Consider the following 14,013-nt stretch of genomic DNA (forward strand, 5'->3'; position numbering starts at 1 on the left):
AAGAACCTATTCAAATGATTATTTCTTGGCAATAATATTTAGAAACTCGTGGCGATATTTCTGCTGCTCTATATATATACCTGTATAATGCATAGTATTCATAATACTATCATTTTGCATAACTCCTCTAAGAGTCATACAGCTATGTAATGCAGAAATCTTAACCGCAACACCTAGGGGCTTAATATATTTCTGTAATGTTTCAGCAATTTGTACAGTCATCTTTTCTTGAATCTGTAGTCTCCTAGCAAAAACATCAACTATCCTAGCGAGCTTGCTGATACCTATTATACAATTATCAGGTATATAAGCTATATTTACCGTACCAGTTATCGGTAACATATGATGTTCACAAAATGAATTAAAATGTATGTCTTTTAACACTATGAAATCCTGAAAATTACAAGTATCGTAAAATTTAGTCGTTAATATTTCTTCCACATCTCTATCATACCCAGAAAACACTTCTTGGTAAGTTTTTATTACTCTATCAGGAGTTTTTAGTAGCCCTTCCCTATTTGGATCTTCACCAATAAATCGTAATAAAGTTTTAACTGCCTCTTTGGCTTCTTCTGTAGTAGGTTTTTTCAAGTCCATTATTTTTATTCCAATTACTTAAACAAGATTCTTCTACCACAAATAATAACAAACATCAAGCCACCAACAATAGTAATCAGCCCACCACCACCCATTATACCCATTAATAATTTACTGCCAATAGTCATTTCTACCCCTGGTGTTTTTCGCATCACCCCGTACCCACCAGCAAAAAGAAGAGCTATAATATGTAACATTTGCCCTATAGTTATCGTTATAATTGCTGTTGTAAAATATGAGTTCTTCTGCTGTTTATCGTCACATAGAAGAAAGCAGAAACCCATACAAGCTACACTAATCCCAACAATTGAACCATGATAGTGTGCAGGAATAGTAACATTCATACCTGTAATTAATATACCAATAAATCCTCCAAACAGAAATAATATGCTAGAACAAATTATGCTCATCTTTATATAGCTAACCTGATTACTATTTACTCGTAGCAAACTAGTGTCATTGCGAGGAGCTACTTTAGTAGCAACGAAGCAATCTATAAAAGTGATTAGAAATGGATTGCTTCGTTGGCTTACGCTTCCTCGCAATGACGAAGTAATGTTATTCAAATTAGCTATAACTAGCTCATAAAACATTATCATCAAAGACAAAGTTGCTGCTATCCCGCCACCATATTTCATTTGTTTAGTGTAGTATTCTTTGAATTCAGCATCTATAATATCATATAATAAATGTCCACTAATAGCTGCAACACTTATAACAAAATTTAAATATAATAGTGCAAGATACAGCTTTTTAAATCTTAATTCCTTACCTATCCAAGCATGGAATAACACTGTCATTACTAATATCAAAATTTGCGTGTAAATAAACTGTAATAAATGCCCGCCACTCCAAAAAAGCAATTCATAGTAAAATTCTATATCGACTGGTACAAGTTTAATAATTTCTTGTAATTGGCAATAAGACCAAATAAAACATACCCATACTAACACCCACATTATTACGGTAAAAAGGATAGTAAAATTAATGAGGGAGTTAAAGTAAGATATTTTGCAACAGTTCCATAATGTATATAAGGCAAATAACAATACAGATACACCAAACAAACTAATTCCAAGAATAAATATTATATTCTCCAGCATTGGTATGTAATTGTTCATTACAGGAAAATTTTGGCCACAAAATGGTGATAAAGCTATTAGTGCAGTAGAAATAAATGCTATTATTACACATGTTATGCTGAAAGTAGTCGCCTCTAAATTATAGCTCCAAACACATGCTGTAACTGACATCAACCAAACTAGGATTGATAAATTAACATGAATAACCAAAGCTGATTTAAAGATTTCTGTATTGGGAAATAGGTTAACTAACATTGGAGTGCGAAGCATTACCAATATTATTGGATACACCCCAGCAAGAGCAAGCGAAAATACACCATTCCTAAGCCAGTAAATAGCTAACTTATTACGGCTTAATTGTGGAATTATATTCTCAAGATTCATAAAGAATACTTACGAATGGTGGGTTTGAGAAGACTTGAACTTCCGACCTCACGCTTATCAGGCGTGTGCTCTAACCAGCTGAGCTACAAACCCATTAATACCCTTAGCATTTCAAGTGTTAGCAGTGTCATGCATCAGATATACTTTTTTAGCTGGCTTCACTTAGGATTATAAACCCAACATACGCAGATATATTTATGGTTTTAAGTACCCTAAAGTGGTGGGCTCGCCGGGATTCGAACCCGGGACAACCTGATTAAAAGTCAAGTGCTCTACCAGCTGAGCTACGAGCCCTAAATACGCTCTCGATGTCATTCCAGCTAAAAAAGCGGGAATCCATACTTAAAAGCCATATATAATAAGCTTTACTTTATCGTTTAAAAAGGTTATGTTGTCAACAATTATTTTGTGTTGTCAACACTTAAATTTTAGTAAATATAGTCATATGGTAGTTTATGCACTCTGATGTTGCAATTATTATTCCTTCAAGACTTGATTCAGTAAGACTTCCCAAAAAACCTCTACAACTTATAGGGGGAATCTCAATAATTGAGCGTGTTCTTAGGCAAGTATATTTAACCAAACTAAAAAATATTTATGTGGCAACTGATTCAGAAACTATAGCTAAAAAAGTTACTGATTGCGGTGGACAATTTATTATGACAAACCAAGAATGTCAAACTGGTACCGAACGTGTATACGAAGCATTTCAGCTAATTCCTAACAATCACCATATTAATTATATCCTGAATGTACAGGGTGATATGCCTTTTGTTGAACCGGAATCAATTATCAAAGTTATTGAAAGCCTAAAGTCCAGTAGCCATGATATTATGACCCCAGTAGTAAAAGTTGGTATAGATGCCGTAAATGGTCATAGTAATGTCAAGGTTGTTACTGACCATAATGATAGGGCTTTGTATTTTTCTCGCAGTCTTATCCCACACGGTACAGAAGAATTTCTATATCATGTGGGAATGTACGGGTTTCGCAAAGAATCATTAACTAAATTCATAAACTTACCAGCCTCAACTTTAGAATTAAGCGAAAAACTTGAACAACTAAGAGCATTACAAAATAACATGTCCATAGGGGTATGTTATGTTAACAATATTCCTATCTCTGTTGATACAATAGAGGATTTAAACAAGGCTATAGAGTTTTATCAAAAAAATATCAGTTAATAAATTATTTCCGTAGCATAATTAACGCAACAAACCTGCCCTGAGGCAAGCTGAATCCTTATGCTCCCGTTCTCATCTATGTCTTTAAAAATTCCTGAAATTTTTGTGTTTCCATCATTTACAGTAACCGTCTTACCTAACTTATAAGCTCTTTTAAGCCAATATTGTCTTATTTTACTAAACCCTTCTTGTTTCCATCTACTAAAATATTTTTCAAAGTTAATCATGAGAAGCTCTAATAAATATTCTAGATCTTTTACTTCTATATTCTCATCGGATAAATTGGTTACCAATTGATCAATATTTAAAGGGCTTCCCTTAACGTTAATGCCAACACCTATAATGAGATAATTATTATCATTTATACTAATAGACTCAAGCAATATACCTGATACTTTCTTGTCATTTATCAAAATATCATTAGGCCATTTTAATTTGATAGAATTTCCTGAGCTAGCAGTCAAAGAATTGATAGTTTTATAAACAACAATAGCCATAACAAAAGATAATAGCGGAATATAGCTAAGATTAATCTTATGATTTAATAATATACTAACATGCAAATTACCTAAACTAGAATGCCAAATTTTACTATTTCTTCCACGCGATTTTGTTTGATTTTTTGCCAATATTACATAATTTTTATCAGGACAATCCTTAGCCATCCTAATAGCTTCAGAACTGGTACTATCTATCTCATCAAAAATTAGTAGATTATATTTTTCCTGCCACGACATAGCTATAAACCATCCATAGTATACTCAAATGATTTGAAGAATTGTTTTTTGAAAATATCATGGATTCGCATGCGTAACTATACTAATGTACGCTCCGCTTGCTCACCATTCATTTTCAAATCCAATTCTTCAAATCATTTGAGTATATCAGCAAATGGCTGAATAAAAACACACAGAAGCAATAAAACTCCAATAATCAAATAGCATATAAATTTTAAGCTCTTAGGTGTTGGTACTAAAACTAGTTTCAAACTTTTATCCGCTTCAAAAAAATACATAAACTTAACTATTTTCAGGTAATAATAAGCCGCTACAACACTTGTGCTAATAGCTATAAATGCTAGAGTAAATTGTTTTTCTATAATAGCCTGATAGAAAATGCTGTATTTCGCAAGAAATCCTGCCAGTGGTGGAATGCCTATCATAGAGAACATGATAATCGCAATCCCAGCAGCTAACGCCTTACGGGTAGAAGCAAGACCTTTAATATCATCAAAAGTTGCCGAATCTGATTTTGCACCCAGTAGAGTAATTAGGCAGGCAAAAAAGCCAGTGACAGAAGCAGCATAAATAACCATATATAGTAATGCTACTCTATCACCGTAAGGAGTATGAAAAGAAATAGCCATTAAAACATAGCCTATATTTAGAATAGTGCTGTAACCCATTAGCCTTTTGAGGGAGGTTTGTCTAATAGCACCAGCTGCCCCAATAAGCATGGACAAAATCGCAGTGATTTTTATTAGATCAACTGAAATTTGCTTATAATCTCCAATTACCATAGTCATTATATTTAATAATACCACCACATTACCAATTTTTGTGGCAGCAGAGAAATAGGTAATTGAAGGAATGGGAGACCCTTCATATACATCTAACGTCCAACTATGCAAAGGAGCAGCTGATAATTTAAATAAGATACCACTTAAAAAAAGCACTAAGCCCACTATTAAACCAATATTTGGCTGCGGTGAATAATTCAATTTCTGAAAAATATTACTATAATCTAAACTACCGCCAAATCCATAAATAAAGGAAATGCCAAATAACGTTAGGCAGCTAATCAAAGACCCAAGAATAAAATATTTTAACGCTCCTTCTGATGCTTTAATATTATTCAGATTAAAGCCAGCTAATACATAGGCTACCAGTGCCTGTAACTCCATAGCAACAAATAAAAGTAAAAAATTACGGGCTGATATAGTAATAAAAACACCAACAGTAGAAAGTAGCACTAAGGTTATAAATTCTGTTTTAAACTCCTCCTTAGTGATTTTACAATATGCCTGATAAATCATCATAGTCATTATTGAAAATAATAAAACAAAGAATTTAAAACCAACAGTAAAATGATTAACGACAAAAGAATTACGAAAAGCTATTATACCATTACCTGAACCTTGTAAAGCAAGATACTGCAACTGTTGAAAAGCGACAATAAGTAATATTGCCGATAGTAATATCTGAGTATACCCTTCGCCTTTCAAGTGTTGGCGTTGTGGCACGATGGGACTTCGCGTAGGAACAACGGGTTGACTACGCCTAGTCTGCTCACCACTCGCAGACCTAGCCAACTCTTGAAATTCATCAGGTATATTGCTAATGGTTTTAGTTTTTGTACTAAATAACACTGCATATGTCTGAGTAAACAAAGCTAGTAAGGTCAGCATTATCTCAGGTAGAATAATTACAAATTGTTTAAAAATTGGTTCTGTCATATTGCAAGTTTCTAAGTTTTTATATAAATGCTAATATATACTATAAAATCGCTAGCACTAAGTACGAATAGTAAAAAATATTCAATTATATTTATCAAGTACCATAGCCATAATCTTACTAGCTATAGGGGCTGCTGCCCTACCTCCACCTCCACCATGATCTACAAACACTAAAACAGAGTAACGAGGTTGTAGGTAAGGAGCAAACCCAACGAATATAGCGTGGTTACGCCTTTCCCAAGCAATTGACTCTCTATTTAAATCATCATTGATATTAGCCTTTGATTGCACTTGTGCCGTACCTGTTTTACCAGCTAATTGATGCCCTTCTGTCAAAATTCTACTATAATAGGCAGTCCCACCTTGCGTATTAACTGCTCTATACATGCCTTCTTTTAAAATATCTAGATATTGTTGATTTATATTAACCTGATCAAATACTGACCCATCTTTTATTGATATATCTTGAGCAATTTTAGGATTATATAATTTCCCATTACTGGCAATTGCTGTTACAAATCTAGCTAACTGGATTGGAGTAGCTGATAAGAACCCCTGCCCTATCGATAAATTAAGAGTATCACCAATAGTCCATTTAGAGTTAAATTTTTTCATTTTCCACTCTTCTGAAGGAACAAAACCTGATGCTTCTCCGATTAAATCAATGCCAGTTTTTGTACCAAAACCAAAATTTCTTGCCATATCTAATATTCTTTTATGACCTATCAAGCGAGCTATTTCATACATATAAGAATTACAAGAATATTTGATAGCATTATACATATCAACGATGCCATGACCATGACGATTCCAACATCTAGCACTATTATTACCTAATACTGAAGCACCAGTACAATTAACAGTTTTAGTCGGTTTAATGCCATTCTCTAATCCAGCTAAAATTGTAATAATTTTAAAAATAGATCCAGGTGGGTAAGTACTTTGTATGGTCTTATTAATCAACGGCTTATAGGGATCATTGACTAAACTTTGCCAGTAATCTTGGGATAATTTTATAAAATTATTAGCCTCAAATACTGGTGACATAGCCAGCACTAGCACATTACCATTATTGGTATCGATAACTATTGCAGAGCAACCTTGTTTATTTAAGTATGGCTGCACTCTTTGTTGTAGTTCCACGTCAATATTTAGATGTAAGTCCTCACCTTGCTGGCTTTGAATATTGGTGATTTCTCTTACTTGTTTACCCAAGGCATTTACTTCTATCTGCTTATAACCAAATTTTCCACGTAACTTGTCTTCATAATATTTTTCTACACCAAATTTTCCAATATTAAAATCTCCTAAATTGTTAATTTGTAAATCTTGTTTTTCTTGCTCATTAATCTGTCCAGTGTACCCTATCACATGACAAGTCGCTTCTGAAAAATGGTAAAATCTTGAATAACTAGCATCTACAAAAATAGAACTTAAATTTAACTTTTGTTCTTCAATAAGTGACATTTGTTGCCAGCTAAGATTATCTAGTATAATCAAAGGAATATGTTTATTGGCTTTTTTTATTTTTTGCTTAATGTAATTTTGTTCTTCTTCAGATAATTCTAGGATATTGGCAACTAGAGATAATTCGTTTTTGTAATCATTGCCATTATGTATGTCAAGTAACAACCTAAAACAAGTTTGGTTTGTAGCCATAATGTTACCGTTGATATCATAAATTTGCCCTCTAAAAGGTGGAATTAGAATAAAACTTATACGATTTTTATCAGATAAAGTACGATATTTATCATTTTCAAGCAACTCCATAAAAAACATTCTTCCAGCCAATAACGAAAGCAATGTCAGTTTTCCTGAACCTATGAGAAAAGCCCTTCTTGATATTAACTGGCTATATAATATTTTACTATTCAGCATGTTTTCTAAAATATTCTAATGCTTTATCAAGCGGAATTCGTAGCAAATTATATGAGAATATAGTAGTTAGATACTGCATTAACATCATAAAATACCCCTCCGAAGATAAGCCTTTGCTTAAAATCAGCAAATATCTAAAATGTAATATAAAGAAATAATAGAAACAAAAGACGATAAAATTTGTTAAATAACTTCTAAGTACAAAAAATTTTCCTGTGAATTCTAAAATTATGTGAGCAATTATCAGAACCAAAGAATTTGTACCAATTGGCATGGAATATAACTGGTCAAAAGTTATTCCTGCTAAAAATATTAGCCAAAAACCAATATGATAAAATGTGGAAAAATAGTAGAGTAAACTAACTTCAAAAGCTGGGAAAATAATAGATTCTCCATTAATTCTAAAATTTTCTAACGGAAAAATTAATAATAACAAACAGAATTCTAATAATATTATTTTACCAAATATTGGTGATAACATTTGTGATAAATTGCCAAAAAACTTCATACTAATTTCAGTTCTTTAATTACTGATGAAATAATCGGTAATGTTAGATCATATTTTCTTATGAGATCCAATACCAGTTTAGCAGATTCTCGACCCTCCACTAAGTATAAATTTTCATTTAAAAATTTATTAACATCTAAGTGCTTCCCTAATTCATAACCAAATCTACTATTTCGTGATTCTTTAGAGTAACAAGTTAGCACCAAATCCCCTAATACGCCTGGAGCATATAAAATAGAGCTATCCTCTAATTCTCCGTCAATGGCCTCAGATAAAATTTTTATTTCTTGAAGCCCCCCCGTTATCAGACCTGCTTTAGCATTCTGTCCATAACCTTTTGCCTCATACCAACCACTTTTTATCGCTACAATATTTTTAACAGCAGATGCCACTTGAATTGCTACCATATAGTCAGTTATAGTAACCTTAAATTGTTGTGATATTAAACTAATTGCCAATCTTCTTGCAAGGTCAATGTCTACAGAAGCAATAGTTACCGAACTTAATAAATTTTGGGCAACTTCTTTAGCTAGGTTAGGTCCAGCGATAAACGCCAATGGATTATTTGGTAATATCTTTTTTACTTTATCGGATAGTAGTTCTGTAGGATCTCTAGAAAAGCCCTTAGTTGCAACTAATAACGCCACATCCTTAGATATCCCAGTATCTTTTAATATATTCAGAGTATCATGAAAAGCAAAAGATGGTACAGCAATAATTATTACTTCTTGATCTAAAATAGCTGCCAACTCACTATAAGGCACTATATTACTTGGTAATGTAACATCGCTACCCAAATATTTGCTATTGGTTTTACTATTTTTTATTTCTTCAACAATATTATTATCACGTAAAAATATGGGAGCATTATCGTAACATCTTGCCACTTGACAGGCTAGTGCAGTTCCCCAACTACCGCCACCATAAACAGCAATATTTTTAAACTTGTTCATACCAAAATTTCTGAAATCATATGATTATCTTCTATAGCAACTAGCCGAGCTTTAACAATTTGTCCTACGTCAAAATTACCTTCAAGCTTTACCGGAATAAAATTTTCTGTATGAGCCATGTTATTTTGTTCTACAAGTAGCTCTACTTCCTGCCCTATATTCCTTTGGAAAAATTTTTGTAATTGTTGTTCTCCGGCAGTTCTTAAAATTTCTGCTCTTGCTTTTCTAATCGATTTTGCTATTTGCGGCATTCTTGCAGCCGGAGTTTCATCGCGTTCAGAATATGGAAAAACGTGTAAATACTGTAAATCCGCCTCAGAGATAAGTCTTTTGGTATTGTCAAACATTACATCAGTTTCCGTCGGAAAACCAGCTATAATGTCTGCACCGAATGATACATTTGGCCTTAAATTACGCAATTTATGACAAAAATCAATAATATTTTGACGATTATGGCGACGTTTCATACGCTTAAGTATCATATCATCACCAGCTTGTAAACTAATATGAAAATGCGGCATAATCTTTGGTATATAGGCCATAAGATCGAACAAATCATCATCGATCTCAGCTACATCAATTGAAGATAATCTAAGCCTCTTTAGTTCTGGAACCAAGCCAATAATTCGTCTAATCATCTGAGCAAAAGTTGGAGTTCCTGGCAAATCTGGTCCATAAGCAGTCATATCAACACCTGTAAATACTACTTCATTGTAACCATTTTCTACTAATGCCCTTAACTGTCGTACTATAGCACCCATCGGTACTGACCTACTATTACCTCTACCATAAGGTATTATACAGAACGTACAACGATGATTACAACCATTTTGCACCTGAATGAAGGCACGAGATCTACCATCAAAACTACTCACCATATGATTAGCAGTTTCAGTAACCGACATTATATCATTTACTACCACTTTTTCTTCGGTAAATTGATAATTGCTAGCAATCAATTTTTCCTCATTACCAAGTACTTTATCAACCTCAACCATATTAGCAAAAATAGCTGGGTTATTCTGAGCAGCACAACCAGTAACAATAATTCTTACATCAGGATTATTTCTTTTAGCCTTACGAATTGCTTGACGTGATTGTTTTTCAGCTTCCTTAGTAACAGCACAAGTATTAAATACTATAACATTTTTAAGACCGGAAAGAGCTAAGTTATTTTTGATCACTTCACTTTCATAAATATTTAATCTGCAACCAAAAGTTATAACTTCTTGGGTTACAACTTCTTGTAATTTAGTCATAAAAAAACTCCCCGCGCGAAACTAAAGTAGCAGGACCAGTCATTATTATATTCTCACCTTGCTTTGACATTTGTAGACTACCCAATTGAAATACTACTTGACAAGGAGAGCTAATAAATCCTAGCTTGACCCCAGAAACAAAACTAGCACATGCTCCACTACCACAAGCAAGAGTTAAGCCTGTACCTCTTTCCCAAACCGATAAATAAATTTTATTATTCTTGATTGAAGCAAAATTAACGTTAACACCATCAGCAAATAATTCTTTTTCCTGTAATTTTTCTCCTATTATTTCTTTATCTTCAATAGCGAGATCACTAAAAATAACAAAATGTGGATTACCAATATCAGCACAGATAACTTCCTTGATGTCGATCATATAACGTTCTACAACCGGCCAGATTTTTTCGGATGAAGAAGGCATCCAATCTTCCTCGAAACTAACTATCCCACTATCTACTTCAATCTCGTTCTCATTCAGTATCTTGCAAGATAATTCTTTTCCATATACCCTCAAAGTGATTTCCTTTATACCTAAATCAAGATATATCAGCTTGGTAAGACACCTTGAAGCATTACCACATAATTTGGCACTTGATCCATCTTGGTTATATATAATCATCTCATAGTAATTTGGTTTTTTATCATAAATAATAAACTGATCACAACCAATACCAGTATGGCGATTGGCAATCTTTAGAGATAATTGTTGCAAATCACAATTTTTAGGTAAATCACACTGGTTGATAATCACAAAATCGTTACCTAATCCATGCATTTTAGCGAAATTGATTTTTTGGGACACGAAAATATCTTTAGTTGTTTGAGTTTAAGTAGCTCCTCGCAATGACACCAGTTTGTTATGGCTAAATACTGATCGGATTAACTATAATTATTATAGCAAATATATGTAAAAATATGTAGTAAATAAATAGACCTCTTGCATAAGTATTTGTAAATGGTTATATTTTTTGTCTGTATAATTAACTCGATTAGTATTAATCTGTCATTGCGAGAAGCTACTTTGTGGCTACGAAGCAATCCAAATGAATATGGATTACCACTACACTTACGTGGTCTCGCAATTACGCCAGTTTGCATGGATTAAATACTAGTGGGGTTAGCTATACTATGTAGTGCAACTCTTTAAAACAAATAAACCAAGTGATAAAATGGACTTTAATTCAAGCAAACTTAAAAATGGTCTAACTATTCTTACCTATAATATGTCTAATGTAAATTCTGTAGCTATTAATGTCATTGTTAATGTAGGTAGCCGCTATGAACAATCTTCAGAAATAGGCATATCCCATTTTCTTGAACATATGGCATTTAAAGGCACAACAACTAGGTCTGCTAAACAAATTGCTGAAGAATTTGACTCTATAGGAGGACATTTTAATGCATATACCTCGCATGAACAAACTGTTTATTATTCAAAAATATTGAATGAAAACTGCTATAAAGCTTTAGAAATACTGGCAGATATCATCCAAAATTCAGTTTTTTCAAAGGAAGAAATAGCCAAAGAATATCAGGTGATTCTACAAGAAATTGCTCATGTTCAAGATAACCCTGATGAACTTATCCACGAGAAATTTTACAGTAGTGCTTATGAGAATCAAGCACTTGGCAGGTCAATTCTAGGAACTCACGACAGTTTGGCTAAATTTGATAGAGAACATTTTAGTAATTATGTTGACAAACATTATAATGCCGAAAATATTTACTTATCAGTAGCAGGAAATATTTCCCATGAGCAAGTTGTAGAATTTGCCAAAAAATTATTTTGTTCATTAAAAAATAAACCAAATAGTCATTTTGAGAAAGTTAGATATACAGGGGGACATAGCTTTATCACCAAAGATCTTGAGCAAACTACTCTAGTTCTAGGTTTCGAGAGTGTGCCGTATTTTAACATACAACAATTATATCATACGCAAGTTCTTTCACTAATACTTGGCAATGGTATGTCATCGAGATTATTTCAACAAATCAGGGAAAAACTTGGACTGGTTTATTCAATTGGTAGCTATAATAGCTCCTACTATGATAGTGGGATTTTTGGCATATATGCCTCCACTAATCATGATAAACTACCATTCCTTACAGAACAATTAGTTAATGAAATAAAAAAAGTTTCTACAGACATCAAAGACTCAGAAATTGATAGGGCTAAAGTACAACTAAAAACTAGTATCTATATGGCTCAAGAAGAATCTTCTTATAAATCAGAAGAAATTGGTAAGAATTTTGCTGTTTTTGGCAAATATATACCTACTGAACAAACTATTGAACATATTATGAATATAACAAAACAAGATATAATAAATATTGCTAACAAAATATTTGTTACAAAACCTACTTTATCTATTATTGGTCCTAAACCACTTGCCATAGATTATCAAGAATTATGCCATAAGCTAGCTTTATGAAATCGGTGCTATTAACTAGAAGTTTAGAGGATAATAATGAAACCATTAGAGAATTGGAGAAAAATTGTAGTTTTAAATATATCTGTTCTCCTTTAGTGGAATATCAAGCTTTGCCATTAAATAGCACCATTTTGCATAATTATGTTAATATAATTGTCACCAGTAAATTTGCTGCTAGAATCCTTGCTGGGCATCAAGAGGTAGAACAAAAGAACGTATGGATAGTTGGCAATTCATCAAAGTTAATTCTAGAACAAAGAAATTTTGTAGTACGATATGTTGCTACAAATATTCAAGACCTACTAGAAAACATCCCTCAAGAAATATATGAGCAAACCATATATTTATCGTCAAATGAAATTACTCAAGATTTGCCTCAAAAAATAAAAAGACACATTATTTATCGGGTAAAATACGCGACCCAGCTGTACCAAATAGCAGAGATTGAAAAGGGTATCAATTTTATTTTACTATATTCACAGAACAGCACTAAGACTTTCATTGAATTATTAATAAAAAATAATTTGCTAAAACTACTAGATAATAGTTTAGTGATTACTATAAGTGAAAAAGTAGCAAATATTATTAGATATTTTGCCAAAAATATGGTTTATTGTGATAATGGACAGCCGCAACAAATGTTAGAGTTATTAATTTATAATGCAAAAATCAGAAACTAATATAATAAAAGGTCGTAGTAATAATCCTATTATTCTCACAATTATTCTAATTGTGTTATTTGCCATATCAATAGGTTACATGACTTTTTTAAATAATAAAAAGGTCGATTCTGAATTACCCAATAATACAACTATTTCTAAAACAGAAGATAGGTCAGAACATGATGTAATTCAAGAAGATAATAGTCCAAAACAAGAAAATAGCTTATTAAACCACCAACCCAAATCATCTAAGCCCCCTCCTAATTATATCATTTATTTACTTAGCGTTAATCTTTTAGTGACAAATTTTTTACAAGATAAAGATTATACACAGCAAATTCGTCAAATTGAAACTGTAGAGTTACCTACAAAAATAAAAAATATTCTGCTAGACCTACACAATTATAATGAAAATTATTTACTTAATAATAGTTTAGGTTTAGTCAAGATATTTCCAAAGGCGAATTGTTGGATCGAGAAATTTATTAAGATTGAAAGAAAATCTAGTTTTACCAAAGATAAAGAAAAACTAAAGTTACAAATAATAGGCAATCTAGATTTTTTTATTAATTTCTTTTATTCAGAAGAATTACAGCAAAAATTTGTAGAGTAAAAT

At 32.4% G+C, this 14,013-nt stretch carries 13 protein-coding genes and 2 tRNA genes; 4 read left to right on the plus strand and 11 right to left on the minus strand.

The features are described from left to right. Positions 1-18: 18 nt before the first annotated feature. The 4 genes from folE to AAHM86_RS02250 form a co-directional block, all read right to left on the minus strand. Positions 19-591 (minus strand): GTP cyclohydrolase I FolE, encoded by a 573-nt coding sequence (gene folE, locus AAHM86_RS02235; RefSeq protein WP_341748415.1) that lies wholly within the window; start codon positions 589-591, stop codon positions 19-21. 20 nt (positions 592-611) lie between these two features. Then, a complete protein-coding gene (locus tag AAHM86_RS02240; RefSeq protein WP_342268143.1) occupies positions 612-2,063 on the minus strand; it encodes a hypothetical protein in 1,452 nt (483 codons plus the stop codon). Positions 2,064-2,079: 16 nt separating this feature from the next. Continuing rightward, positions 2,080-2,156 (minus strand) — tRNA-Ile (locus AAHM86_RS02245). A gap of 125 nt (positions 2,157-2,281) precedes the next feature. Next, positions 2,282-2,357 (minus strand) — tRNA-Lys (locus tag AAHM86_RS02250). 161 nt (positions 2,358-2,518) lie between these two features. Here AAHM86_RS02250 and AAHM86_RS02255 point away from each other — a divergent pair. After that, positions 2,519-3,247 (plus strand): 3-deoxy-manno-octulosonate cytidylyltransferase, encoded by a 729-nt coding sequence (locus AAHM86_RS02255; protein WP_342268144.1) that lies wholly within the window; start codon positions 2,519-2,521, stop codon positions 3,245-3,247. Here the strand turns inward: AAHM86_RS02255 and AAHM86_RS02260 are convergent. From AAHM86_RS02260 to dapF, 7 genes are all read right to left on the minus strand, one after another. Further along, entirely contained in the window at positions 3,244-3,984 is a 741-nt protein-coding gene (locus tag AAHM86_RS02260; RefSeq protein WP_342268145.1) for a biotin--[acetyl-CoA-carboxylase] ligase, read from the minus strand. The genes AAHM86_RS02255 and AAHM86_RS02260 overlap by 4 nt on opposite strands. A gap of 134 nt (positions 3,985-4,118) precedes the next feature. Beyond that, the gene (locus AAHM86_RS02265) at positions 4,119-5,702 is read right to left on the minus strand and encodes an NADH-quinone oxidoreductase subunit N (RefSeq protein ID WP_342268146.1); all 1,584 of its coding nucleotides are present in this window, start codon (positions 5,700-5,702) and stop codon (positions 4,119-4,121) included. A gap of 81 nt (positions 5,703-5,783) precedes the next feature. After that, a complete protein-coding gene (gene mrdA / locus AAHM86_RS02270; protein ID WP_342268147.1) occupies positions 5,784-7,580 on the minus strand; it encodes a penicillin-binding protein 2 in 1,797 nt (598 codons plus the stop codon). Then, entirely contained in the window at positions 7,570-8,088 is a 519-nt protein-coding gene (locus AAHM86_RS02275) for a hypothetical protein (RefSeq protein ID WP_342268148.1), read from the minus strand. The genes mrdA and AAHM86_RS02275 overlap by 11 nt, the downstream gene beginning before the upstream one ends. Beyond that, positions 8,085-9,041: an NAD(P)H-dependent glycerol-3-phosphate dehydrogenase gene (locus AAHM86_RS02280; RefSeq protein ID WP_342268149.1), complete on the minus strand. Its 957-nt coding sequence runs from the start codon at positions 9,039-9,041 to the stop codon at positions 8,085-8,087. The genes AAHM86_RS02275 and AAHM86_RS02280 overlap by 4 nt, the downstream gene beginning before the upstream one ends. After that, positions 9,038-10,300, minus strand: coding sequence for a tRNA (N(6)-L-threonylcarbamoyladenosine(37)-C(2))-methylthiotransferase MtaB (mtaB, locus tag AAHM86_RS02285; protein WP_342268150.1), 1,263 nt, complete (start codon positions 10,298-10,300; stop codon positions 9,038-9,040). The genes AAHM86_RS02280 and mtaB overlap by 4 nt, the downstream gene beginning before the upstream one ends. Further along, the gene (gene dapF / locus AAHM86_RS02290; protein WP_342268151.1) at positions 10,293-11,105 is read right to left on the minus strand and encodes a diaminopimelate epimerase; all 813 of its coding nucleotides are present in this window, start codon (positions 11,103-11,105) and stop codon (positions 10,293-10,295) included. Before dapF ends, mtaB begins: the two co-directional genes overlap by 8 nt. Before the next feature lie 367 nt (positions 11,106-11,472). Between dapF and AAHM86_RS02295 the strand changes: the two genes are divergently transcribed. From AAHM86_RS02295 to AAHM86_RS02305, 3 genes are read left to right on the plus strand one after another with little or no spacing between them, the layout of a single operon-like run. Beyond that, positions 11,473-12,735: a pitrilysin family protein gene (locus tag AAHM86_RS02295; protein WP_342268358.1), complete on the plus strand. Its 1,263-nt coding sequence runs from the start codon at positions 11,473-11,475 to the stop codon at positions 12,733-12,735. Next, complete coding sequence (locus tag AAHM86_RS02300) at positions 12,732-13,415, plus strand: uroporphyrinogen-III synthase (protein WP_342268152.1); 684 nt, start codon at positions 12,732-12,734, stop codon at positions 13,413-13,415. The genes AAHM86_RS02295 and AAHM86_RS02300 overlap by 4 nt, the downstream gene beginning before the upstream one ends. Beyond that, a complete protein-coding gene (locus tag AAHM86_RS02305; protein ID WP_342268153.1) occupies positions 13,396-14,010 on the plus strand; it encodes a hypothetical protein in 615 nt (204 codons plus the stop codon). Before AAHM86_RS02300 ends, AAHM86_RS02305 begins: the two co-directional genes overlap by 20 nt. The last annotated feature ends 3 nt before the right edge of the window (positions 14,011-14,013 follow it).

The organism is Candidatus Tisiphia endosymbiont of Empis tessellata (genome assembly GCF_964031035.1).
GTDB lineage: Bacteria > Pseudomonadota > Alphaproteobacteria > Rickettsiales > Rickettsiaceae > Tisiphia.